The sequence below is a fragment of the Paracidovorax konjaci genome, assembly GCF_900112675.1.
GTDB classification, from domain to species: Bacteria; Pseudomonadota; Gammaproteobacteria; order Burkholderiales; family Burkholderiaceae_C; genus Paracidovorax; species Paracidovorax konjaci.
Genome location: NZ_FOMQ01000006.1, coordinates 156,713 through 178,847, shown reverse-complemented (window position 1 = coordinate 178,847; position 22,135 = coordinate 156,713). Strand labels below are relative to the sequence as shown.

The following is a 22,135-nucleotide window of genomic DNA, read 5'->3' as shown; positions in this document are numbered from 1 at the left end:
CGGGTCTTGAACTTTGCGACCCGGGTGGCCATCTGACCGTAGAAACACCGAATCGACAGGGGAACACCATGCACATGCTTTACGACTCAGACTCCTTCGCGGTGGTCCACATGCAGCCCGACACCAGCGAAGCCGAGGCGCCGATCGGCGTGCCGCCGGCACACCAGCTGGTGCGGCACGGCTTCGAGATCGTCGACAAGCGCTCGGGCAAGGAGGTCTACCTCGACGGATCCTGGGCCGAGATGTTCCAGCAGCAGATCCTCGCGTGGCAGCGCGATACTCCCACCCAGGAAGAAGTGGACGACACGCTCGACGGGTACGTGGGGCTCGCGCAGAACCCGGTGGTCGTGCACTGACCTGCCGGCCCCGGCGCCCAGCGAGCGCCGTACCGCCCAAACCGAGAAACGCACCCGTGGGTGCGTTTTTTCATGGCCGGCGCAACATGGCCTTGGGGCGGCAGTCGGTTGCCCTGGGGCCACCCGTTCACCGGCAGGGCGCCGCGCCACCGGAGGACGCCAGGGTCGCCATCACTTGCGCGAAGGCCGCATCCCAGGCCAAGACCGGCCGCAACTGCGGGTCGGCCACGGGCCGCCGCTGGGGCCCGAAAAGAAAGCGATGCGGCACCACTCCCTCCAGGTGCCGCAGCACATCCTCACGGTCGTCGATGAAATGGGTGATGCCCAGCGCGCGGCAATGGTCTGCCTTCTGTGGGCGTTCCCGGCAAAAGCGCACATGCGACTCCGGAATGCCGGTGCGCCCATGGAAGTGGTGGTGCTCCAGCCAGCGCAACGTCTTTTCCTGGACGCGGGGCCCCGCCTTGGAAACCAGCCAGACCCGGCCCTGGAAGCGGTCCACCAGTACAGGCACATGCTCGAACATGCCTTCGCAGGGCGGCGTGGCGAGCGCGTCGTCCAGCGATCCTCCGATGAAAGACGTGTCGCCCCCGTCAGCGCCGTCGGGCGCGATCAGCACGCGCCCGATGTCGATGCCCAGGCGGGGAAGCAGAAAATTCGTTGGCATTGCAGAACTCCTTGTATCGAAGTGCCGAATGCTAGGAATTCATTCCATCATCCAGAACTACTGTTTTTCAACTGCCTATCCATAGAATGGATAGATGAACGCCATACCCGCCGCCCATCTGGAAGCGCTGCAATCGTTTGCCATCTTTGCGGATACGCTGAATCTCAGCGAATCCGCCCGGCGACTGCATATCAGCCAACCGGCACTGCATGCCAAGTTCAGAAAGCTGGGCGAGCAGTTGCGTGTACCGCTCTACGTGCGGCAGGGGCGCCAGCTCCATCTCACGGCCGAGGGCCTCGAAGTGGCTCGCCATGCCCGCGAGCTGCTCGCGCTCAACCAGCGGTTGGTGCAGCGCATGTCGGGCGCGCCCGCGCAGGATTCGGTGTCTCTGGTGGCCGGCGAAGGCGCCTACCTCCATTTGCTGGGAAAGGCGCTTTCCCGCTTCCGGTCCCCGTCGAAGCCCGCGGTGCTGAGGCTGCTGGCAGGAGACCGGGAACGCGCCGTCGCAGCCGTGGAGCAGGGCGAGGCCGAGCTGGGCGTTGCCCCGCTCGGCGAGGCGGCCGGCCGGTTCGACAGCCAGGCACTGACCTCGGTGGGCCAGGTGCTCATCGTGCCGAAGTCCCACCCTCTGGCCCAGCGGCGCTTCGCATCGCTCAAGGACCTGAAGGACCAGTCGCTGATCGTGCCGCCGGTGGGCCGACCCCACCGCGAATTGCTGGGCCAGTTGCTCGCCGCCAAGGGGATCGGGTGGCAGGTGGCTGTCGAGGCGAATGGTTGGGCGCTCATGCAGCAGTTTGCCGCCTGGGGCGTGGGGCTGGCCGTCGTGAATGCGTTCTGCCCCGCTCCGCGCGGCACCGTCGCCGTCCCACTCAAAGGCTACCCACCCTTGGTCTACCACGTCTTTCAGCGATCGGGCCACAGGCTCGGACCTGCGGCCTCCCGCCTGCGCGATGGCATCCTGACCCACGCCGAGCAATGGCGCACGGACCTGGCGCTGCCCCAGTGGAGCTGACATGGACGCCAGCGCCGAGAAGACCAGCAGATTCCTCGCGTTCGTCCTGCGCCACCAGCCGGAGTCCATCGGGCTGCAGCTCGACCGGGAGGGTTGGGCACCGATCTCCGCACTGGTCGCGCGGGCGCAGGCCGCCGGCCACGCACTGGACGCGGCCGAAGTGCTGCGAGCGGCCCACGCAGGCACCAAGCGCCGCTACGAGCTGTCGGCGGATGGCCGGGACATCCGTGCCATCCAGGGGCACTCGACAGCGCAGGTCCAGCGGCATCTGCATCCGGCCACGCCCCCGGAGTGGCTGCTCCATGGGACCGCCCAGCGTTTCGTGGCCAGCATCCAGGCGCAGGGCCTGGTACCCGGGCCGCGGCACCACGTGCATCTGTCTGCCGACCTCGCCACGGCCCTGCAGGTCGGCTGCCGCCATGGAAAACCGGCGGTGTTCAAGGTGCATGCGCAGCGCATGCAGGCGGCCGGCCATGCGTTCTATCGGGCGGAGAACGGGGTATGGCTGACGGCTGCGGTGCCCGCGGGGTTTCTATCGCTCGAAGCGGTGTGACGTGCCCGATCAAGCCACGTCGGCGCTGCGGCCGTCCGCCCGGCGGGGCAGCAGGTAATGCAGCGCCGCGGCCCCGGCCGCGGCCGCGGCGACGGCAACTGCCACGGCGACGGCCCATGTGGATGCGGTGGCAGACGCCAGCCCCAGCACCGAGGTGGGGTCATCCATCGCGCTGATGGCCACCATGGAGGCGTTGACGGCGGCATGCAGGGCGATGCAGGGAATGAGCGAGCGCGAGCGCTCGTAGATCCACCCCAGCAGCAGGCCCATGAAGAAGGCAAGGAAGAACTGGTAGACGTTCATGTGGGCTGCACCGAAGTACAGCGCCGAATAGCCGATCGCCAGGCCCCTCGGATGCCGGGCAAGAAACGCCCTGAGCAGGATGCCGCGGAACAGCATTTCCTCGAAGAGCGGGGCCAGCACGCAGGTGGCGACCACCGACGCCAGGGTGGGTGCGAGCATGCTCTCGAAGGCCTGCTGCTCCCACGCCGACAGGGGCAGCAATGCCGCGAGGATGGCGTTGAGCACCCCATCGAGCAGCAGCACCAGGGGCAGCAGCAGCAGAATCGGCGGCACCAGCAGCATGAAGGTCGCTGCGGGAGAGGCCTTGGCCGGATGCGCGATGTCGCGGTAGCCCAACCCGAGAAAATGCGCCAGCAAGGCGATCAGGATGCCGTTGGACAGCAGCATCCCCATGGCCATGATCTGCTCGCCCGTCAATCCGAGGACCCCGCGGGCATCGTAGAGGGCCAGGTCGATCAGGTGCCTCAGCAGAAAGCCGAACAGCAGCAGCACCGCTGCCTGCGGCACGGACGGGAACTGGGTTTGCTTCGATTCCATGGTTGTTATAGGTATGGTTTCCGACCCGATGCCAGACGGCCGCAGGGGCGGGCGCTCACTGGGCGTGCCGCGCACTATATCTGCGCCCCGCGCCGCTGCGCCCCCTCCCCCGCCCCCTGCCGGCAGGATGCGCGCCGGCCACGCTGCGCGGTCCCCACCGCGCGGGCCGCCCGGCCCCGCCGGAACGCACCCCGTGCGTGCAGGCCATCCGCAGGCCGGGCCCCATCCCCTACCGCAGCGGCATGAAGCCAAAGGGCCTCCATGCCGCCGGTTCCATTCAATAGTTTGCTATATATTTAATAGCATCAAACCCCGCCCCGCCGGCGCGCCATTTCCTGCCCCATGGGCGCCTGCGCCTCGGGCGGCAGCAAGGCCCGGGCCGCGGGATAGGCGGCGTCTTCTTCGCGGCGGAGGTGCCCGGCATACAGGTGGGCGAAGGTTCGCAGGGCCGCCTCCTGCGCCGGCGCCAGGGCCGTCGCAGCCCCTTCGGCGATCGCCGCCAGCGGCGGGCGGGCGGCCGCCCACTGCGCGGCCATGGCGGCATGGTCGGCCTGCAGCGCCCGCACCAGCGCCACGGTCTCCGCGCTGCCCGCGGCGAGCAGCGGCGGGAAGATGTGCAGTTCCTCGTCCTCGTGGTGCAGCGGCGCGGCGATGTCGAAATAGCGCAGCACGTCGCGCGCGGCCTCGCGGGCCATGGCGTCGCAGCCGCGCGTGCGCAGGTGCTCGCACAGCCGCTCCAGCAGCCCCAGCGTGCGCTGCACGCGTTCATGGCAGGCATGCAGCATCTCGAACGGCTGGTCAAAGCCGGCCGCGGGGCTGCGCAGGCCGGGAACGGCCTCCGGGCGGCCGGAGGGCCGGGGCGGGAAGGGAACGGCGGAGCGTGTCATCGGAGGGCGCTCAGGAAGCGAAGGGGGTTCCGGGATTGTCCCCACAAGCCACCGCTGCGCCGCTGCAGCCCCTGCCGCCTCCATTGATCTGCGGCAAAGCCCGCGCCAGACTTCCAGGCCCGTCCGTCCCCGGCGCGGCGGGCCGCGCAAGCGCCCGGAGCGCGCCGTCCAGCGTGGGGTGCCGGAAGGCATAGCCGCTGGCGAGGGCGCGCACCGGCACGGCGCGCTGGCCGTACAGCAGCAGCTCCGACATCTCGCCCAGAGCCATGCGCAGCGGCCACGCGGGCAGCCGCAGGCGGACCACCCGGCCGAACGATGCGGCCAGCGCCGCGGCGAAGGCGCGCTGCGACGGCACCGCCGGCGCCACGGCGTTCACCGCGCCGGACAGCCGCGGCTGCCGGCACGCATGCAGGATGAGCCCCACCGCGTCGTCGCGGTGGATCCACGGCACCGGCTGGCGGCCGTGGCCCAGCACGGCCCCCAGGCCCCAGCGCGCGGCCAGGGCCTGCGCCGGGTAGGCGCCACCGTCCGCGCCCAGCACGATCCCCAGCCGCAGGCAGACCACGCGCACGCCCAGTGCTTCGGCGCGCAGGGCCTCCTGCTCGATGCGCGCGCACAGCTCCGACTGGAAGCGCCCCGGCTGCGGCCCGCAGCGCTCGTCCAGGAAGTCGCCGCCCACGGGCAAACCGTAGAAACCCACCGCGGATGCACCCACCAGAACCCGGGGGCGCCGGTGCAGCCGCGCGATGAGGTCCCGCAGCGCCCGGGTGGTCTCCACCCGGCTGTCCACGAGCTGCCGGCGGCGGCGCGCCGACCAGGGCAGGCCCAGGATGGGCGCGCCGGCCAGATGCACCACGGCACCAATGGCGGTTTCGGAGGGGATGTCGTCCAGCCGGTCCACGGCCCAGACGCCCGGCCCGAAGGCCGCGCGCGCCTGCAGCGGATCGCGCGTGGCCACGATCACGCGGTGGCCTTCCTGCCGCAGCCGTTGCACCAGCGCCGAGCCGACGAACCCCGTGCCGCCGGTCACCAGGACCGCGGGCCCCCGGGCCGGCGGCGCCGGCGTGGCGGACGCTGCGGCCTCGGCCCGCGCCACGCCGCGCAGCCGGTGGACGGCCAGCGCGTTGCGCACGCTCCAGGCCAGCACCACGGTGCCTGCCAAGGTGAAGAGCAGGGACCACGCGCCGTGCCCCGCCACCACCACGGCGGTGGGCAGCGCCGCCTGCGCGGCGAACAGCGGCGCGATCACGCCCACCAGCACGCCGTAGCTGACGGTCAGCAAGGTGTGCAGCACACGCTCGGCCGGCGGCAGGCGGCGGCTGCGGTCTTCTTCCAGGAAATCCGCCGCGGTGATGGCGATCTCCACGGCCAGCAGGGTGGCGGGCAGCAGCACCCACGCGCCCTGCCACTGCACCCAGGCGAAGCCGAGGAACAGCAGGCCGTAGATCGCCTCGCGCAGGGCGTGCAGCAGCAGTTCGTGGCGCGCGGAGGCGCGTTGCGGCAGGCGCGCCTGCCATTCGTGGTGCCAGAGGTTGTCGAAGGCGCCCATCAGGGCCTGGACGGTCAGGACGATGAAAACGGCAGTCATGGCAGAAGCTCCTCGGGGTCGGCGAACACGCCGGTCTGGTGGAAGGTGCGGCCCCACAGCGGGTGGCGCATTTCCAGGGTGAAAGCGAAGCGGCCCGCGCCCAGGTCGCGGTGCTCGACGCGACAGGTGCCCGGCGTGAGCACGGCCGGGATGGGCAGGCGCAGCGGCCCCACGGCCAGGAAGTACCGGCGGCTCAGGAACACCAGGGCCCCGGCTTCCTCGCGCACTTCCAGCACCATCGACAGGCCGCCGTCCGTGCGTTCCTGCACGTGCCCATCCGCGCCGAGCGACTTGGTGGACCGCACCACATGCACCGCGGCGCCGGGCACCTGCAGGTGCCGCTCCCAGACCACGCCGCCGCGGCCATCGCCGTGCACGCGGACCTGGACGGGCACGCCCGCTCGGCACAGCGGCGCGAGCGGGCTCTTCAGGCAGCGCGCGAGCCATGCGAAGCCGCGGCCCACCGGCGAGCAGCGCAACGCCATGGAGCCTTCGTAGACGGCCGCCGGGTGCCCGGCCGCGAAGCGGCGCCGGACGGCGGGGTCCAGGCGCGACCAGCCGGCGGGCCCCAGGAGGGCGGCCAGGTCCAGCGCAGGGGGCTGCGCCGCGGCGCCGGTGGAGGGGTGGGTGGATGAGGTGCTCATGCCCTGTCTGGATGCACACCGCATACCAGAACGCAAGCCATTGATTTCATTGGATATTTTTCGCAATCTGTCAACGCGGTATACAGGCTGCGGGGCCCGCCTGCCCACTGCGTTTACAGTCCGCCGATGGCCATCCACATCGCACTCGCCCTGGCACTGATCGAGACGCTCGCGCTCTCCGCGGCGCTGCTCGCCTGGGCCCGGCAGGTGGAAGGCGCGCGGCTGCTGTCGGTGTTCCTGCTCGGTGTCGCGCTGTGGATCGTGGGCAACGAGCTGCCCAACTGGGCCGGCATCCGGACCGCGCCCTGGGCCATGGCGCTGCTGGCCAGCGTGCCGCTCACGTCGGCCGCCTTCATGCACTTCTGCGCGCTCTTCACGGGCTGGCGGCCTGGGCCGCGGGTGCTGGCCGCGATCTACGGGCTGGCCGCGGCGGCGGTGCTGCTGTCGCTGAACCGCTCGCCCGGGGAGTTCCGGCACTTTCCGGCGTTCACGGGGCTGGAATGGGTGGTGGTGCCCAATCGCACGGGCTGGACCACCAGCCTGGTCTGGGCGGGCCTGGCGACCGGCGGGCTGCTGTTGCTGGCGCGCGGCTTCTGGCGCAGCCGTTCGGCCGCCAAGCGCCGACAGATCGCCGCCGTGGCGGTGTCGTGCGGCTGGGGGCTCATGTGCATCTCGGGCTTCGGCTTCGCCGCGCTCGGCATCGCGCAGTACCCCTGGCAGGTGCTCGCGTTTCCCGCCTATCCCGTGATCCTGGTGTACGGCATCCTGCGCTACCGCGTCTTCATGGCCAACGTCTGGGCACGCCGGGCCCTGGCCTGGGCCCTGCTGACCGGCCTGGGGCTGCTGGCGGTGCCGCTGTCGCTGCTGCTGCCCGTCGAATCGCGCTGGGTGACGGCGGCCGTGGTGGCGGCCGTCTGCCTGTCGCTCGGCGGGCCGGCGCGGCGGCTGGCCGAGCGCATCGTCTATCCCGGCGGCACGCCCACGGCCGAAGACCTGCACCGGTGGCGCGGCGCGCTCTCTGCCGCCGAATCGCTGGAGCAGCTCGCGCAGGAGGCCGCCGCCCTGCTCTCGGGCCGCATGGGGCTGGCGGTGCAGGTGCGCGTGGGGAACGGCGGCCCGGCCGCCGACCCGCAGGCGCCCGCGCTGCGCTGCCACCGCGCTGGCGGTGCCGGCTGGCGCACCGAGCTTGAGGGGTTCGAGCAGGCGCCGCCCGGCCCGCAGCACCTCGCGGAGCTGTTCGGCACGGTGCTGGCCGACGCCGCCGCGCAGGTGGAGCGCGCCGCCGCCGCCGGCCAGCGCGAGCGCGAACGCCAGACACAGGCGCGCCTGGCCGAGCTGGGTGCACTGGCCGCCACCGTGGCCCACGACGTGCGCAACCCGCTCAACATCATCGCCATGGCCGCGGCGTTCTCCGCGCCCGACACCCGGCAGGAGATCCAGGCGCAGATCGCTCGCATCTCCCGCCTCGCGGACGACCTGCTGGACTATGCCCGGCCCTGGCAGATCCGCCCCGAGCCGATGGACCTGAGCGCCTGGCTGCGCGACATGCTGCGGCACCTGCCCGACGTGGAACGCGGCCCCGGGCTGGGCGTGCCGATCGCCCTCACCGCCGACCCCGCACGGCTGGACCAGGCCGTGACCAACCTGCTCGCCAACGCACGCTCCGCCGCCGCCGGCCGGCGCGTCCATATCGATGCCGAGCGCACCGCCGCCGGCGTGCAGATCCATGTCTGCGACGACGGCCCCGGCGTGCCGGCCGACCTGCGCGAACGCCTCTTCCAGCCTTTCGCGTCGCGCAGCCCGGGGGGCACCGGGCTGGGCCTGCCCATCGTGGCCCGCACCATGGCCGCGCACGGCGGCTCCGTGGCGCTCACGGAGCGCGCCCCCTGGTCCACCTGCTTCACCCTGACCTTCCCCGATCCCGCATGACCTCTCGCCCCGCCATCGGACACATCCTGCTCGTGGACGACGAGCCCGCCTACCAGCGGCTCGGCAGCTCCTTCCTGCGCGAACTGGGGCACCGCGTCAGCGTGGCCGGGGACGCGGACGGGGCGATCCGCACCTTCGAGGAAGACCCCGCCCACGTGGTGCTGCTGGACCTGGCCATGCCGCCCCGCATGGACCCCGAGGCGGGGCTGGACCTCATCGCCCGCTTCGCGAACGCCGTGGTCGTCGTGGTCAGCGGCCACGGGGAGCGGGCGCTGGCCCTGCGGGCCGCGGAGCGCGGCGCCTGGGACTTCCTCACCAAGCCCATCGACCCGGACATGCTCCGCTTCGTCGTGTCGCGCGCCCTGCACAAGGCCCGGCTGGACGCCGAACTGCGCGAGCTGCGCACCCGCGGCGCTCCCGGCGAGGACCTGGGCATCGTGGGCCAGACACCGGCCGCGCAGCAGTTGCGAGCCATGGTGCGCCGCGTGGCCGGCACATCGGTCAACGTGATGGTGCTGGGCCCGACGGGCACCGGCAAGGAGCTGGTGGCGCGCGCGCTGCACCAATGCAGCGGCCGCAGCGCGGGCCCGCTGGCCGTGATCCACTGCGGGGCGCTCTCGGCGGAGTTGCTGGAGAGCGAGCTGTTCGGCCACCTCAAGGGCAGCTTCACCGGCGCGCACCGCGACCAGCCCGGGCTGCTGGAGACCGCACACGGCGGCACGCTGTTCCTCGACGAAGTGGGCGAGATGCCGCTGCCGATGCAGGTGAAGCTGCTGCGCTTCCTGCAGGAGGGCACGTTCGTGCCGGTCGGCGGCCGCGAGACGAAGCGCGCCGACGTGCGCGTGGTGTCGGCCACGCACCGCGACCTCGAAGGCATGGCGCGCGACGGCGGCTTCCGCGAAGACCTGTTCTACCGGCTCAAGGGCGTGGTGCTGCGGCTGCCCGCGCTGGCCGAGCGCGCGGCCGACGTGCCGCTGCTGGCCGCGCACTTTCTGCACCGCGCGGAGCCGGGCGCGGCGTTCACCGCCGATGCGCAGGCCTGGCTGGCCGCAGCGGTGTGGCCGGGCAACGTACGGCAACTGCGCGCGGTGGTGGAATCCGCGGCCGCGCTGATTGCGCCGGGCTCGGCCCGTGTCGATGCCGGCCTGCTGCGGTTCGCGAGCGGCGAGAGCCAGGAGCTGCCGGAGCCTGAGCCGGACGCGGGGCCGGACGCCGCACCGGGCCACGGCGCCTCCCCCTCCCCGGGCGCGCTGGACGCCGCCATCCAGGAACTGGAAACGCGCATGCTGCGGGATACGCTGCAGGCCTGCGGCGGCAACCAGTCCGAGGCCGCACGGCGCCTGGGCATCTCGCGCGTGGGCCTCATCAAGAAGCTCGCACGGCTCGGGCTGCGATAGCAGCGCACCGCCTGCCGCAGCACCGCTCCGGACACCCCTTCTCACCCGCCAGAAAGGACATTGGAATGATCGACCACACCGGCATCGCCGTCTCCGACTTCGAGACCAGCAAGGCGTTCTACACCCAGGCGCTCGCGCCGCTCGGCTACCGCCTGCTCATGGAAGTGAGCGCCGCCATGACGGGCAGCACCGACATGGCCGGCTTCGGCGAGCCGCCGAAGACCGATTTCTGGATCGGCAGCGGCGGCCCGAACCGCCCCACCATCCACGTGGCCTTCCGCGCCGCCAGCCGCGCCGCGGTGGACGCGTTCCATGCCGCGGCGCTGGCCGCGGGCGGTACCGACAACGGCGCACCGGGCTTGCGGCCGCACTACCACCCGAATTACTACGGTGCGTTCGTGCGCGACCCGGACGGGCACAACATCGAAGCGGTGTGCCACGCGGCGGAGTGAGCCGGAGCCGCGCGGCCCCGGCATGGCGGCGCGAGAAGCCGCATTCGCCGGCTCAGGACCGCCAGTGCTCACGGCCCTGGTGCATCGCGGACTGTTGGGCGCGCATGGTCTGCTCCATCATCCGCAGTGCTTCATCGGTCGCCTGTGTCACCGAATTGCGGCTGTGGCCGTGAGCGGCCGGCGCATGCCAGGGAGGCAGCGCTGCGCCGTACTGCGGCGAGTGCGGGGGCGATGCGTACAAGCCCCCGGCCGGCAGCGGCGGTGCTCCGTACGTCAGGCCCACATCCTGACGCCAGGCAAAGTGCGCGACCGATTCGGTGCCCAAGAGATCGCGACCGAAGGCCTTTTGCATGGCCCAGTCGGCCACCGATTCCGTGCCTGAGAGATCGCGGCCGAATTCCTTCTGCAGGGCCCAGTCGCCTACCGACTCCGTGCCCGACAGGTCCCGGCCCCAGTCTTTCTCGGCGAGCCAGTCGTCCAGGCTTTCTTTCTCCAGATGGTCCGTCCAGTGCGGCTCCCGTGGCTGCGGAAGCGGGGCCCCGTGCAGGTCCGGTGGCGCCGGGTTCCATGGCGGAGCCGATGGAGCCCAAGGCCCGCCCGCACGGGGGCTGTGCGGCGGCGTCGAGTGGGCGTGCGGCGACATGCCCGGCTGCCCCCGGGCGCCATCTTTCTTGGCAAACCAGTCGTCCAGGCTTTCTTTCTTCAGACTGTCCGTCCAGTGCGGCGCGGGCTGCGGCAGCCCTGCACCTATCGGGTGGTGGGCCGATGGATACGGTGCATGGCTTTCGAAAGTCCCGGACGGATGCGGCGTGTTGCCCCAGGAGGGACGCAGTGCGTGGTCCGCCGATGCCGAGTGGGCCGGGTGGTACAGGGCCCCCGCAAAAGCGTCCCGCCCGGGGTGGGAATGTGCATGGTGTGGCTGTCCATAGCGGTCGCCGTGGACAGGCCCCTGCCCACTGCCCTGCCCGTGCAGGGAGAAGCGTGAGAAGGAATCTTCGATGGACCCGGGCATGGCCGGTCCCGGCGGCGCATGGGTGAACAGAGATCCACCGCCGCGGGACATTGGCGTCGGGCTCTCGGGGCCGTGGCGGTGGGCCGGCAGTTGCGCCCTCGGCTGCTGCCGCATCGAAGCCGGCATGTGGTGCCCTGCCGCGTCGCTGCCGGGCCGGCCGGACGGCGCACGCTGCCGCTGGGGCGACGTCAGGCCGCTCAGTCGGCCATCGCCCTGGAGCATGCCCCCGTGGCGCGGCGTGGGTGTGCCGGTGCCCGGCCGGGCCTCGCCCTGGGCCGGAGGCCGATCGGCGGGAACGAAGCGTTGCGCGCCGATCTTTCCGTTGTTCGAGAACATGCGTGGGGTCCTTACAGATACCGGAGCGCAGCACGCCCGTCGATCCACTTTAGGTCCCCTCCGAAAGCCGGGCCGACAGCTTGCGAAGCGGTTCGCGCGCCATGCGAAGCAACTGCTGCCGCCTCCATGGAGCGCATCCCAAGGTGACGGCGCGGCCCCGGGCTGCGCAACTCCGCAGCGCAAGCCCCCCCGGCCGCAGCCGCCTCAGCGCGCGGCGGCAGGCTCCATGCCGGTGCTGCGCACGATGGACGCCGCCGCCGGCGCCGCCAGGAAGCGGATCAGGTGGCGCGCCGCCTCGGGCTCCTGCGCGCCCACGGCCACGCCGGCCGAGAAGAACACGCGCTGCTGCACTTCGTCGGGCAACGGGCCCACGAACACCAGTTCCTTGAAGGGCAGCAGTTCGCTGACCTGCTGGAAGCCGATCTCGGCATCGCCACGCAGCACCACGGCACCCACGCGCTCGCTGAGGATCCTGGTGGCCTTGCCCTTCATCTGCTCCGCCACACCCAGCCGCTGGAACAGCTCGCCCGAGAGGTAGGTGCCGCTGGCACTGGCGGAATAGGCGATGGACTTCGCGTTCAGCAGCGTCTGCCGCAGGGCGTCCACGCTGCTGATGTCGGGCACGGGCGTGCCCTTGCGCACGCTCATGCCGATCATCGACCGGGCCAGGTCCACGCGGCTGCCCGCCTCGACCTTGCCCTGGGCGGTCAGCGCATCGAGGCCCGTGTCGGCCAGGATGACCACGTCGAAACGCTCGCCCCGGGCCATGCGGCTGGGGATGGAGTCGGATGCATTGCCCATCGACGCGCCGCGCGCGGTGACCACCTTGTGCCCCGTGGCCTGCTCGTACAGCGGCACCAGCTGGTCGTAGGCGGCGGAGAACCCTCCGGAGGTGATGACGCGGATTTCCGCCGCCTGGGCAGTGGATTGCGCGGGGCCGCCCCAGGCCAGGGCCAGTCCGAGGGCGGTGCCCAGCAGGGTTCCGAGGAAGCGGCGGCGCAGGGCCGGAGCGGCGGTGGGTGCGGCGGCGCAAGCCGGTGCGGAAGGCTGCATTCGATGTCTCCTGGTGCTTTTCGTGGTGTGCTGCAGCACGGGCGCATCAGTCCGCGGTGATCTTGCGCTCGCGGATGATGCGGCCCCATTTCTCGTACTCGGCCGCGATGAACCTGCCCAGTTCCTCGCGGGTGCCGGGCGTGGCGGTCTGGCCGTGCTTGAGCAGGTTGTCCCGCACTTCCGGCGTGTTGAGCACCTTGACGAGTTCGGTGTTCCAGCGGTCCAGCAGCGGCTTGGGCGTCTTGGCCGATGCCACGAAGGCATACCAATTGGTGGCATTGAAGCCCGGGTAGGTCTCGGCCACCGTGGGCACGTTGGGCAGGTACGACGGCCGCGCCAGACCGGTGGTGGCCAGCGGCACGAGCTTGCCCGCTTCGATGTGCGGCAGGGCCGTCGGCGGAGCCGCGTAGAAGGACGCCAGGCGCCCGCCCAGTACGTCCTGCAGCGCCGGTGCGCCGCCCTTGTAGGGCACGTGCACCGTGTCGATCTTGGCCACGTCGTTGAGCAGTTCGCCCGCAAGATGGGCGGCCGATCCGGGGCCCGTGGATGCGAAGTCCAGCTTGCCGGGTTCGCGCTTGGCCTTGGCCACGAATTCACCCAGCGTCTTGATGCCGGTGCTGGCGGGCACCACGAGCACATTGGGGAAGCTCACGCCCATCGTGATGGGCGCCAGGTCCTTGAGCGGGTCGTAGCCGACCTTCATGAAGTGGGGCGAGATGCTCAGGGGCCCGATGGAGCCGAACAGCAGCACCGATCCGTCGGCCGGGCCGTTGGCCACCTGCGCATGGGCCAGGTTGCCGCCCGCTCCGGGCTTGTTGTCCACCACGACGCTTTGCCCGATGTTCTCGCCCAGCTTCTTGGCGATGATGCGGGCAGCGATGTCTGCCGAGCCCCCCGCGGCGAAGCCAACCACCATCGTCACGGGCTTCTTGGGGGGAAAGTCCTGGGCCTGCGCGGCGGTGGAGGCCAGGGAAAGGCTGGCCAGGACGGCGGCAGCCACGATCAGGGGGCGTCTTTGCATGTTGTCTCCGGAAGCGGCCGAAACTGGGGTCGGCTCTGCAGAAAGTCGCATCCTAGGCAGGCCGTAATAATCTGTGAATTGCAATTTCCGGCGAGACTCTTGCGTGCAGCGCATCAAATTCGACATGGGAGAGCTGCTGGCGTTCGTGGCCACGGCCGAAAAGTCCAGCTTCCGGCTGGCGGCGGAAGCCCTGTGCCTGTCGGCGCCGGCCCTGAGCCGGCGCGTGGAGCGCCTGGAAGCCGCGCTGGGAGCCCGGCTGCTGGACCGCACGACACGGCGCGTGGAACTGACAGCCGTGGGCCAGGAGTTCCTGACCGAGGCGCGCGCCGCCCTGGCGGGCCTGGATGAGGCCGCCCAGCGAGTGGGCGACCAGGCCCGGCTGCGCCGCGGGCGCGTGACCGTCGCGTGCATCCCATCGGTGGCCAACCACCTGCTGCCCCGCGTCCTGCGCGCGTTTGCCGTGGCGCAGCCCGAGGTGCAGGTGCACGTGATCGACGAAAACGCCCGCCAGGTGCTGGACGCGGTCCTGCGGGGCGACGCGGATTTCGGGCTCAGCTTCACCGGCAGCCAGGAACCGGCCCTCCGATTCGAGACACTGACGCGCGAACGCTACGTGCTGGCCATGCCCCGCAGCCACCGCTGGGCGGACCGCAAGGAAATCGCCTGGGCGGAACTGGCGGGGCAGCGCCTGGTGTCGGTGTCGCACCACAGCAGCAACCGCCTGCTGCTGGACCAGGTCATGGCGGAGCTGCCCGAACGCCCCCTGGCCTGGTACGAATGCAACCACGTGACCGGCGCGCTGGCGTTGGTGGAGGCGGGCCTGGGCATGGCGGTGATCCCGCAGTTGGCTCTGCCACAGGCCCATCCGCAGGTCTGCGGTGTGCCGCTCACGGCGCCTGCGCCGTGGCGCACCCTGGGCCTGCTGCAGCGTCGGGACCGCGTGCTGGGCCCCACGGCCGATGCGCTGCGGCAGCGCCTGATCCAGGCGCATGCCAACCCCGATGCGCCCTGAGCCTGCCCGGCAACCCGCAGGTTGCCGGCCCGGGCATCAACCGCAGCTGCCCAGGTGTCCGCATTGCGTGCAGTAATCGCAGCCATCCTTGCGGATCACGGCGTGCGCGCCGCATTCGGGGCATTTGCGGCCGGCCATCGCGGGCGGCAGGCCGGCTGCCACGGCGGGTGCATCCAGCGGAAGCTCCTGCTGGTGCATGGGCCCGGCCACTGCGGCGGCGCGCTGCGCCAGGATGTTCTGCACCGCATAGCCCAGCGCAGCCACCTCGGAGTCGTGCCACAGCGGCACGCGGGCGCCGTCGGCCCGCAGGTGCGTTCCCAGCCGCACGGGGCCGCGGTCCCACGCCACCTTGCGCATGTCGCTGAGCGCACGCTCCAGGAACCCGCCGCGGGCGGCGAGCGAAAGCAGCCGCATGCTGGAAGTGATCCACTGCTGCGATTCGCCACTCTGGCCCACCGGCATGAAGAATTCGATCGCGCGGTCCACCGTCCCGTGGCCATCCGCCTGCGGGACGGGCAGGAACGAGACGACGAGGTAGAGCGTCTTGTGGCCTTCCTGCGTCCAGTACTCGACCTTCTCGGCCACGGCCGACAGGGCGCCCTTGGGGCGGCTCTCGATGACCGTGCGCATGGGGTCCGCGGCGGGCGCTGCCGGCGCGGCGGCCGCACTGGCTGCTTCGGCGGGCGCAGGCGCCGGCACGGGCGCGGCGGCTTCCAGCACCGCGCCCAGGATCGCATTGGGCCGGTAGGTGGCCAGCCCCTTGAGCCGTGCCCGCCAGGCGTGCAGGTAGAGGTTCTTGAAATCCTCGTAGGGGTAGTCGGCCGGCACGTTCACGGTCTTGGAGATGGCCGTGTCGATGAACGGCTGCACGGTCTCCATCATCGCGATGTGCTCGCCGGCCGGCATTTGCAGCGCGCTCACGAAATAGTCGGGCAGCGCGTCCACATCGCCGCCCAGTGCGCGGTAGAGGCGCCATGCATGGTCTTCCACCGCGTACTGGCTCGTGCTGCCATCGGCCTCGCGCTTCCTGCGCGTGTAGGTCCATGAGAACGGCGGCTCGATGCCATTGGAAGCGTTGTCGGCGAAGGCCAGGCTCACGGTGCCCGTGGGCGCGATGGACAGCAGGTGGCTGTTGCGGATGCCATGCGAGCGGATCTCCGCCTGCAGGGCCGCGGGCAGGCGGCTGGCGAAAGTGCCCGGTGCCAGATAGCCGTCCGCATCGAACTTCGGGAAGGCCCCCTTCTCCTGCGCCAGAGCCACCGAGGCCGCGTAGGCCGCGTCGCGCATGCATTCGGCAATGCGCGCGGCGAATGCGCGGCCCGCATCGCTGTCGTAGCGCAGGCACAGCATGCTCAGCGTGTTGCCCAGCCCCGTGAAGCCCACGCCGATGCGCCGCTTGGCCGCCGACTCCGCCCGCTGCTGCGGCAGCGGCCAGAAGGTGACATCCAGCACGTTGTCGAGCGCGCGCACCTGCGTGGCAACGCTGGCCTCGAAAGCCTCGAAGTCGAACACCGGCGCACCGGCCAACCCGAACGGGTGGCGCACGAAGCGCGGCAGGATGATGGGGCCGAGGTCGCAGCAGCCGTAGGAGGGGAGCGGTTGCTCGCCGCAGGGGTTCGTGGCGGCAATGCTCTCGCAGTACGCCAGGTTGTTGTCGGTGTTGACGCGGTCGAGAAAGAGGATGCCCGGCTCGGCGAAGTCGTAGGCCGATCGCATGATGGTGTCCCACAGTTCGCGCGCGGGCAGCGTGCGGTAGACCCACTGGCCATCGGCACGCTGCCGGGCGCCCTCCTCGCGCAGGGCGGCGCCGGGGCGTGCGGGGTGGACGAGGTCCCAGGGGGCATCGTCCAGCACGGCCTGCACGAAGGCGTCCGGCACGCCGACGGAGACATTGAAGTTGTTCCAGCGGCCCGGCGTGCGCTTGGCGGTGATGAAGTCCAGCACGTCCGGGTGGTCGATGCGCAGCACACCCATCTGTGCGCCCCGGCGCGCGCCCGCGCTCTCCACCGTGGCGCAGGACTGGTCGAACACGTTGATGTAGCTGCACGGGCCCGAGGCCATCGAGGCCGTGCCCTTCACCTCCGCGCCCCGCGGCCGGATGCGCGAGAAGTCGTAGCCCACCCCGCCGCCGCGGCGCATGGTTTCCGCGGCCTCGCGCAGGGCCTCGTAGATGCCCGGGTAGCCCCCTTCGTCGAATCCCTGGATGCAGTCGCCCACCGGCTGCACGAAGCAGTTGATGAGCGTGGCCTGGATGTCGGTGCCTGCGGCGCTCATGATGCGGCCCGCGCCGATGGCGCCCGCACGCAGGTTGTCGAGGAAGCGGGCCTCGATGCCCTCGCGCAGCTCCGGCGCCTCCACCGAGGCCAGGGCGCGCGCCACGCGGCGGTAGAGCGTCTCGGCGTCGGTCTCGCCGGGCTTGAGGTATTTCTCGCGCAGCACGTCGAGGCTGATCGGCTGCTCGGGCAGGGACGGCGCCGCACCGGGCGCAAGGGAGGCAATCGGGTCGCGTTGCATGGGTTTCCAGGCTTCCTGAGGAGGGCGCGCACAAGCGCCGGAGCACGGCGAAACCGCCTTTTTACTCCTCCGCCGGACCACCGCCCTGGGCTATGTCAACTCCGTCGCAAAGGACTTGGCCGTCGTGTTCGACGTAGGGCGCATAGGGCCCGGTTCCGCTGTGGTCTGCGCTGGAAGCGGCCACGAAACCGGCTTGCTCCAGGTCGAAGACATGCACTTCGCCCTCTTCGATCACGTAGTGCCAGCCATGCAGGCTCAATGCGCCGGCCTGCACGCGCCGCCGCACCATCGGGTAGTCCATGAGCCGTTCGAGCTGCAGCACCACGGCGCGCTGCTCGGTGCGGCGCATCGCTTCGGGCGTGGGCTGCACCGGCAGCACGGCCTCCCGGCCGAGTTCGAGCCAGCGCTGCAGGTTGAGGGCCTCGGCAGGCACCTCGCCATAGAGCGCCTTGACGGCGCCGCAGTGGCTATGCCCGCAGACGACGATGCGGCGCACCTCCAGGCCCAGCACCGCGTATTCGATGGCCGCGGCCGTGCCGTGGTGGCCGCGCGAGCCGTCGTAGGGCGGCACGAAGGCACCCACGTTGCGCACGAGGAACAACTCCCCCGGCCCCGCGCCGGTGAGCAGGTGCGGTACGAGGCGCGAGTCGGAGCAGCCGATGAAGAGCGTGGTCGGCCGCTGCCCCTGCGCCACCAGGTCCTGGAACCGCTGGCGGTAGCGCGGGAACGCATCGTCGTGAAAACGCCGCAGGCGCTGCAGCAGCTCGTCGGGCATGGCAGTGAAGGCCGTTCCGGAATAACGCTATTGCACGAGCGGCGTGGACGCGCCGTCCAGCGCGACACCTTCCAGCACGGCGTCGCCTGCGAGCACCTGGAGGTACTGCCGCAGCGCATTCACCCAGGCCTGCTGGCGCAGTGCCGACGCGACCGCTGCGCGCACTTCGCCGAAACCGCGCTGGCGGCCGGCATCGCGCGACACCACTTCGACCACATGCAGCCCGAACCGGCTGTGCACGAGGCGCGGCAGCACGCCGACCTCCTGCGCGCCGAAGACCTCGCGGGCGAACTCGGGCGCGCAGTCCTCGCGGCCCAGCCAGCCCAGGTCGCCACCCTCCACGCCGGTGGGGCAGTTGGACGACTCCCGGGCAGCCCGCGCGAACGACTCGCCGCCATCATGCGCGCAGCGCAGTCGCAGCAATGTCTCCTCGGCGCGCCCGCGCAGGCGCTGCACATCCACGCCAGGGGTTACCGCATAGAGCACATGGCGCAGGTGCACACGCTCGCCGTCGCGGTAGCGCCCGGTGTGCGCGCCATAGTGGCGGCGGCATGCCTCGTCGGACGGCTCGGGCACGGCCAGCGCCTGCTCCAGCAGTGATTCGATCGCCTGCGTCGCGGCTTCGGACGTGGTGCCGTCGTCGGCAGGCAGGTCATCGGCCGGCAGCAGGCCGGCGCGCTGCGCTGCCTGGCGGAGCAGCTCGGTGCAGGCGCGCTGGCGCAGGACATCGGCGTCAGGTACATCGGTGGGGCGGTTGAGTGCGATGCCGTTGACCGATGCGACCGGCCCTTCGACCGCAGGCGCCGGACAACCCGACCCGGCGCCGAAGTTGGGCTCCAGGCCGGACTCGAACCCGGAATCCAGGCTGGCGCCGGAGCCGCAGCATCCGCTGGACTGCGGGGAATCTTGGCAGGTACAGGACATGGGAACCTCCGGGATCGTTGCGTTCAGCGCGTGGCGCGCGGGTTGTCGATGGCACGGGCCACGTCGGGCGACGGCACGGCACTGGGCTGGCCCGGCAAGTTCTGGCCTGCCGGCACGTTCAGGCGCCGGGCCCGCACGATCTGCGGCGACCGGAACAGGTAGGCCACGGCGCCGAAGCCGCTCCACACATGCACCAGTCTGCTGAACGGAAAGAGCAGGAAGATCGTCATGCCGAACACGATGTGAAAGAGGAACGGCCACGGCAGCCCCGCCAGGGCGGAAGCATCCACAGGCCGCAGCGTGACGATGCGCTGCGCCCAGTCGGCCAGGATCAGCATCACGCTGCCGTCCGTGTGGTGCAGCGAGTACGGCAGCGTGACGAGCCCGACGACCAGTTGCACCCACAGCACCACGAGCACCGCGATATCGGTCGCATGGCTCGTGTGGCGGATGCGCGGATCGAACAGCCGGCGCCACAGCAGCATGGTGAGGCCGGCGAAGCACATCGCGCCTGCCACGCCACCGGCCGAAACGGCCAGCATCTGCTTGGTGGAGGCGCTCATGAAGACCCCGTACACGCTGTGCGGCGTGAACAGCCCCACCATGTGGCCGAAGAAAAGGAACAGCACGCCGAAGTGGAACAGGTTGCTGCCCCAGCGCAGCAGGCCAGAGCGCAGCATCTGCGAGGAATCGCTCTTCCACGAATACTGGTTCTGGTCGAAGCGGACCAGGCTCCCCACCACGAAGACGGTGAAGCAGACATAGGGGTACACCTGGAAGAGGAAGTCGTGCAGGGCGGCGCTCATGGTTTCGCTCCTTGGGATGCGCCTGCGGCATGGGCCGGTCCGGCGCGGACGATGCGAATGGGCTGGGGTTGGCCCGCCCGGGCCTGGCCGAGGTTCGAGCAGCCGTCGAATGCGGCGGGCTCGGTCCAGCTTTCGTCGATGCCGGGCTCGGCGGGATTTGCTGCGTGCGGCGCGGGTGCATCGGGGACGGGGCGCCCGGCAAGCTCCAGCAGCGCCGCGAACACGGCGGCGTAGGCCTGCGTATAAGGCGCTGCCTGCGCACTGCCGCGCTGGACCAGCGCGGCGTGGATGGCGGCCAGCAGATGCGCGATCTCGCGGAGGAAAGAGCGGGCTTCGCGCGGCGGCTGGGTGGAGACGAACTCCAGCACCGCCGGCAGATAGTCGGGCAACTCGTCCTCACGCAGCAGCAGCCCGGCGCGCGCATAGGTCTCGCCCAGGTCGATCATGGCCGGTCCGCGGTCGCGGGAGTCGCCATGCACGTGCTCGAAGAGGTGCAGCGAGGTGGCACGGCCACGGTCGAACAGCTCCACATAGGCGGTTTCTGCATCCAGCGGGTCGCCTTGCGAGAGCAGGTCCAGCAGGCGGCCGATCTGCGCGCGGCGCGGCGCGGCCAGCACGGCGTCGGCCGCGAGCAGCTGGGGCAGCTCCGCAAGGTGGCTGCGCAGCGCGCTGCCGGGGTAATCCAGCAGGGCGGCGAGTATGCGCAGCGTGGCGCTGCCCGGGTGGCGCCCGCGCACAGCGGCGGGGGCGGTCGGCCCGGTGCGAGAGTCGGTGGTGGTGGTACCCATGTCAGACCCCCGCCTTGATCGGAATGGTGCGCTTCTTCTCGGCACCGAACAGGCTCACGTCGCTCACGCCATCCGAACATCCGTTGCCGAAACTGAAGCCGCAGCCGCCGCGCACGTTGAAGGCGTTTTCGGCGTATTCGCGGTGCGTGGTGGGAATGACGAAGCGGTCTTCATAGTTGGCGATGGCCATGGTCTGGTACATGTCTTCCACCTCGGCCTGCGTGAGGCCGACCTGGGCGAGCACGTCGAGGTCGATGCGGTGCTCCACGTGCCTGGCGCGCTGGAAGGCGCGCATGGCCAGCATGCGTTCGAGCGCGCGCACCACGGGCGCCGTGTCACCGGCGGTGAGCAGGTTGGCGAGGTACTGCACCGGGATGCGCAGTTGCCCCACGTCGGGAATCAGCCCGTTGGCGCCCACATGCCCGGCGTTGGCGGCGGCGCTGATGGGCGACAGCGGCGGCACGTACCAGACCATCGGCAGCGTGCGGTACTCGGGGTGCAGCGGCAGGGCCACCTTCCAGTCCACGGCCATCTTGTAGACCGGGCTGCGGCGGGCGGCTTCCATCCAGGCATCGGGGATGCCGTCGATGCGTGCCTGCGCGATCACCTCGGGGTCGTTCGGGTCCAGGAAGATGTCGAGCTGTGCGCGGTAGAGATCGCGGTCGCGCTCGACGCTGGCGGCCTCGGCGATGCGGTCCGCGTCGTACAGCAGCACGCCCAGGTAGCGGATGCGGCCCACGCAGGTCTCGGAGCACACCGTCGGCTGCCCCGATTCGATGCGCGGGTAGCAGAAGATGCACTTCTCGGCCTTGCCGCTCTTCCAGTTGTAGTAGATCTTCTTGTAGGGGCAGCCCGAGACGCACATGCGCCAGCCGCGGCACTTGTCCTGGTCGATGAGGACGATGCCGTCTTCCTCGCGCTTGTAGATCGATCCCGAAGGACACGAGGCCACGCACGCCGGGTTGAGGCAGTGCTCGCACAGGCGCGGCAAATACATCATGAAGGTGTTCTCGAACTGCGCGTACATGTCCTTCTGGATGTCGTCGAAGTTCTTGTCCTTGCTGCGCTTGGAGAACTCGCCGCCCAGGATTTCCTCCCAGTTCGGCCCCCAGACGATCTTGTCCATCTGCTGCCCGGTGATGAGGCTGCGCGGGCGCGCCGTGGGCGCGGCCTTCATCTCGGGCGCGGACTGCAGGTGCGCATAGTCGTAGGTGAAGGGTTCGTAGTAGTCGTCGATCTCCGGCAGGTGGGGGTTGGCGAAGATCTTCATCAGCAGCTTCCACTTCGCGCCCTGGCGCGGAGCGATGGAGCCATCGGCGCGGCGCACCCAGCCACCGTTCCAGCGGTCCTGGTTCTCCCAATCCTTGGGGTAGCCGATGCCGGGCTTGGACTCGACGTTGTTGAACCAGGCGTACTCCATGCCGGGACGGCTGGTCCACACGTTCTTGCAGGTGACGGAACAGGTATGGCAGCCGATGCACTTGTCCAGGTTGAGCACCATGCCGATCTGTGCGCGGACTTTCATGCGGCCTCCTTGCCGCCGGCTCCGTGGCCGGCCGTGGTCTTCTTCAT

The 22,135-nt window shown here is 70.7% G+C and carries 21 protein-coding genes; 7 read left to right on the top strand and 14 right to left on the bottom strand.

Annotated elements, in window-relative coordinates; translation table 11 throughout:
* Window positions 1-68 precede the first annotated feature (68 nt).
* Window positions 69-356 carry a BTH_I0359 family protein gene (locus BM144_RS11210; RefSeq protein ID WP_092952193.1) on the top strand — a complete coding sequence of 96 codons (288 nt, stop codon included), beginning with the start codon at window positions 69-71 and terminating at the stop codon, window positions 354-356.
* 127 nt (window positions 357-483) lie between these two features.
* Here BM144_RS11210 and BM144_RS11205 read toward each other — a convergent pair whose 3' ends face one another.
* The gene (locus BM144_RS11205) at window positions 484-1,020 is read right to left on the bottom strand and encodes a hypothetical protein (RefSeq protein WP_092952191.1); all 537 of its coding nucleotides are present in this window, start codon (window positions 1,018-1,020) and stop codon (window positions 484-486) included.
* 94 nt (window positions 1,021-1,114) lie between these two features.
* Between BM144_RS11205 and BM144_RS11200 the strand changes: the two genes are divergently transcribed.
* Window positions 1,115-2,032 (top strand): LysR family transcriptional regulator, encoded by a 918-nt coding sequence (locus tag BM144_RS11200; protein ID WP_092952189.1) that lies wholly within the window; start codon window positions 1,115-1,117, stop codon window positions 2,030-2,032.
* A 1-nt stretch (window position 2,033) separates the two neighbouring features.
* Window positions 2,034-2,585, top strand: a complete 552-nt coding sequence (locus tag BM144_RS11195; RefSeq protein WP_092952187.1) for an RNA 2'-phosphotransferase — start codon at window positions 2,034-2,036, stop codon at window positions 2,583-2,585.
* A 9-nt stretch (window positions 2,586-2,594) separates the two neighbouring features.
* Here the strand turns inward: BM144_RS11195 and BM144_RS11190 are convergent, their stop codons facing one another.
* From BM144_RS11190 to BM144_RS11175, 4 genes are all read right to left on the bottom strand, one after another.
* Window positions 2,595-3,425 (bottom strand): CPBP family intramembrane glutamic endopeptidase, encoded by an 831-nt coding sequence (locus tag BM144_RS11190; protein ID WP_092952185.1) that lies wholly within the window; start codon window positions 3,423-3,425, stop codon window positions 2,595-2,597.
* 305 nt (window positions 3,426-3,730) lie between these two features.
* Window positions 3,731-4,312 (bottom strand): hemerythrin domain-containing protein, encoded by a 582-nt coding sequence (locus BM144_RS11185; RefSeq protein WP_092952183.1) that lies wholly within the window; start codon window positions 4,310-4,312, stop codon window positions 3,731-3,733.
* A 10-nt stretch (window positions 4,313-4,322) separates the two neighbouring features.
* The gene (locus BM144_RS11180) at window positions 4,323-5,900 is read right to left on the bottom strand and encodes a TIGR01777 family oxidoreductase (protein WP_092952181.1); all 1,578 of its coding nucleotides are present in this window, start codon (window positions 5,898-5,900) and stop codon (window positions 4,323-4,325) included.
* Window positions 5,897-6,544 (bottom strand): DUF4166 domain-containing protein, encoded by a 648-nt coding sequence (locus BM144_RS11175; RefSeq protein ID WP_092952179.1) that lies wholly within the window; start codon window positions 6,542-6,544, stop codon window positions 5,897-5,899. The genes BM144_RS11180 and BM144_RS11175 overlap by 4 nt, the downstream gene beginning before the upstream one ends.
* Window positions 6,545-6,670: 126 nt before the next feature.
* On the opposite strand from BM144_RS11175, the gene BM144_RS11170 reads away from it, so the two are divergent.
* The 3 genes from BM144_RS11170 to BM144_RS11160 all read left to right on the top strand — a co-directional run bounded on the left by BM144_RS11170 (window position 6,671) and on the right by BM144_RS11160 (window position 10,322).
* The gene (locus BM144_RS11170) at window positions 6,671-8,473 is read left to right on the top strand and encodes a sensor histidine kinase (RefSeq protein WP_092952177.1); all 1,803 of its coding nucleotides are present in this window, start codon (window positions 6,671-6,673) and stop codon (window positions 8,471-8,473) included.
* The gene (locus BM144_RS11165) at window positions 8,470-9,870 is read left to right on the top strand and encodes a sigma-54-dependent transcriptional regulator (protein ID WP_092952175.1); all 1,401 of its coding nucleotides are present in this window, start codon (window positions 8,470-8,472) and stop codon (window positions 9,868-9,870) included. Before BM144_RS11170 ends, BM144_RS11165 begins: the two co-directional genes overlap by 4 nt.
* Before the next feature lie 65 nt (window positions 9,871-9,935).
* A complete protein-coding gene (locus tag BM144_RS11160) occupies window positions 9,936-10,322 on the top strand; it encodes a VOC family protein (protein WP_092952173.1) in 387 nt (128 codons plus the stop codon).
* 52 nt (window positions 10,323-10,374) lie between these two features.
* On the opposite strand, the gene BM144_RS22715 is transcribed toward BM144_RS11160, so the two are convergent.
* The 3 genes from BM144_RS22715 to BM144_RS11145 all read right to left on the bottom strand — a co-directional run bounded on the left by BM144_RS22715 (window position 10,375) and on the right by BM144_RS11145 (window position 13,744).
* Window positions 10,375-11,670, bottom strand: coding sequence for a hypothetical protein (locus tag BM144_RS22715; protein WP_139225693.1), 1,296 nt, complete (start codon window positions 11,668-11,670; stop codon window positions 10,375-10,377).
* A 204-nt stretch (window positions 11,671-11,874) separates the two neighbouring features.
* Window positions 11,875-12,723 carry a substrate-binding domain-containing protein gene (locus tag BM144_RS11150; protein WP_092952169.1) on the bottom strand — a complete coding sequence of 283 codons (849 nt, stop codon included), beginning with the start codon at window positions 12,721-12,723 and terminating at the stop codon, window positions 11,875-11,877.
* Between the two features lie 46 nt (window positions 12,724-12,769).
* Window positions 12,770-13,744 carry a Bug family tripartite tricarboxylate transporter substrate binding protein gene (locus BM144_RS11145; RefSeq protein ID WP_092952167.1) on the bottom strand — a complete coding sequence of 325 codons (975 nt, stop codon included), beginning with the start codon at window positions 13,742-13,744 and terminating at the stop codon, window positions 12,770-12,772.
* Window positions 13,745-13,847: 103 nt separating this feature from the next.
* Here BM144_RS11145 and BM144_RS11140 point away from each other — a divergent pair, with 103 nt between their 5' ends.
* Window positions 13,848-14,756: a LysR family transcriptional regulator gene (locus BM144_RS11140; protein ID WP_092952165.1), complete on the top strand. Its 909-nt coding sequence runs from the start codon at window positions 13,848-13,850 to the stop codon at window positions 14,754-14,756.
* A 36-nt stretch (window positions 14,757-14,792) separates the two neighbouring features.
* Here the strand turns inward: BM144_RS11140 and BM144_RS11135 are convergent, their stop codons facing one another.
* From BM144_RS11135 to narH, 6 genes are all read right to left on the bottom strand, one after another.
* On the bottom strand, window positions 14,793-17,270 hold the full coding sequence (locus BM144_RS11135) for an adenosylcobalamin-dependent ribonucleoside-diphosphate reductase (protein ID WP_092952163.1): 2,478 nt from the start codon (window positions 17,268-17,270) through the stop codon (window positions 14,793-14,795).
* 61 nt (window positions 17,271-17,331) lie between these two features.
* The gene (locus BM144_RS11130; protein ID WP_092952161.1) at window positions 17,332-18,045 is read right to left on the bottom strand and encodes a carbonic anhydrase; all 714 of its coding nucleotides are present in this window, start codon (window positions 18,043-18,045) and stop codon (window positions 17,332-17,334) included.
* A 27-nt stretch (window positions 18,046-18,072) separates the two neighbouring features.
* Window positions 18,073-18,969, bottom strand: a complete 897-nt coding sequence (locus BM144_RS11125; protein WP_092952159.1) for a peptidylprolyl isomerase — start codon at window positions 18,967-18,969, stop codon at window positions 18,073-18,075.
* Between the two features lie 23 nt (window positions 18,970-18,992).
* Complete coding sequence (gene narI / locus BM144_RS11120; RefSeq protein WP_092952157.1) at window positions 18,993-19,775, bottom strand: respiratory nitrate reductase subunit gamma; 783 nt, start codon at window positions 19,773-19,775, stop codon at window positions 18,993-18,995.
* Window positions 19,772-20,563, bottom strand: a complete 792-nt coding sequence (gene narJ, locus BM144_RS11115; RefSeq protein ID WP_092952155.1) for a nitrate reductase molybdenum cofactor assembly chaperone — start codon at window positions 20,561-20,563, stop codon at window positions 19,772-19,774. The genes narI and narJ overlap by 4 nt, the downstream gene beginning before the upstream one ends.
* 1 nt (window position 20,564) lies before the next feature.
* A complete protein-coding gene (narH, locus tag BM144_RS11110; protein WP_092952153.1) occupies window positions 20,565-22,088 on the bottom strand; it encodes a nitrate reductase subunit beta in 1,524 nt (507 codons plus the stop codon).
* Window positions 22,089-22,135 lie beyond the last annotated feature (47 nt).

Bases quoted from the DNA above. Each gene is read 5' to 3' on its own strand.
- BM144_RS11165 (WP_092952175.1), top strand. From the start codon at position 8,470: ATGACCTCTCGCCCCGCCATCGGACACATCCTGCTCGTGGACGACGAG.
- BM144_RS11130 (WP_092952161.1), bottom strand. From the start codon at position 18,045: ATGCCCGACGAGCTGCTGCAGCGCCTGCGGCGTTTTCACGACGATGCG.
- BM144_RS11175 (WP_092952179.1), bottom strand. From the start codon at position 6,544: ATGAGCACCTCATCCACCCACCCCTCCACCGGCGCCGCGGCGCAGCCC.
- BM144_RS11205 (WP_092952191.1), bottom strand. From the start codon at position 1,020: ATGCCAACGAATTTTCTGCTTCCCCGCCTGGGCATCGACATCGGGCGC.
- BM144_RS11125 (WP_092952159.1), bottom strand. From the start codon at position 18,969: ATGTCCTGTACCTGCCAAGATTCCCCGCAGTCCAGCGGATGCTGCGGC.
- BM144_RS11195 (WP_092952187.1), top strand. From the start codon at position 2,034: ATGGACGCCAGCGCCGAGAAGACCAGCAGATTCCTCGCGTTCGTCCTG.
- BM144_RS11160 (WP_092952173.1), top strand. From the start codon at position 9,936: ATGATCGACCACACCGGCATCGCCGTCTCCGACTTCGAGACCAGCAAG.
- BM144_RS11210 (WP_092952193.1), top strand. From the start codon at position 69: ATGCACATGCTTTACGACTCAGACTCCTTCGCGGTGGTCCACATGCAG.
- narH (WP_092952153.1), bottom strand. From the start codon at position 22,088: ATGAAAGTCCGCGCACAGATCGGCATGGTGCTCAACCTGGACAAGTGC.
- narJ (WP_092952155.1), bottom strand. From the start codon at position 20,563: ATGGGTACCACCACCACCGACTCTCGCACCGGGCCGACCGCCCCCGCC.
- BM144_RS11180 (WP_092952181.1), bottom strand. From the start codon at position 5,900: ATGACTGCCGTTTTCATCGTCCTGACCGTCCAGGCCCTGATGGGCGCC.
- BM144_RS11145 (WP_092952167.1), bottom strand. From the start codon at position 13,744: ATGCAAAGACGCCCCCTGATCGTGGCTGCCGCCGTCCTGGCCAGCCTT.
- BM144_RS11185 (WP_092952183.1), bottom strand. From the start codon at position 4,312: ATGACACGCTCCGCCGTTCCCTTCCCGCCCCGGCCCTCCGGCCGCCCG.
- BM144_RS11200 (WP_092952189.1), top strand. From the start codon at position 1,115: ATGAACGCCATACCCGCCGCCCATCTGGAAGCGCTGCAATCGTTTGCC.
- BM144_RS22715 (WP_139225693.1), bottom strand. From the start codon at position 11,670: ATGTTCTCGAACAACGGAAAGATCGGCGCGCAACGCTTCGTTCCCGCC.
- narI (WP_092952157.1), bottom strand. From the start codon at position 19,775: ATGAGCGCCGCCCTGCACGACTTCCTCTTCCAGGTGTACCCCTATGTC.
- BM144_RS11150 (WP_092952169.1), bottom strand. From the start codon at position 12,723: ATGCAGCCTTCCGCACCGGCTTGCGCCGCCGCACCCACCGCCGCTCCG.
- BM144_RS11170 (WP_092952177.1), top strand. From the start codon at position 6,671: ATGGCCATCCACATCGCACTCGCCCTGGCACTGATCGAGACGCTCGCG.
- BM144_RS11135 (WP_092952163.1), bottom strand. From the start codon at position 17,270: ATGCAACGCGACCCGATTGCCTCCCTTGCGCCCGGTGCGGCGCCGTCC.
- BM144_RS11190 (WP_092952185.1), bottom strand. From the start codon at position 3,425: ATGGAATCGAAGCAAACCCAGTTCCCGTCCGTGCCGCAGGCAGCGGTG.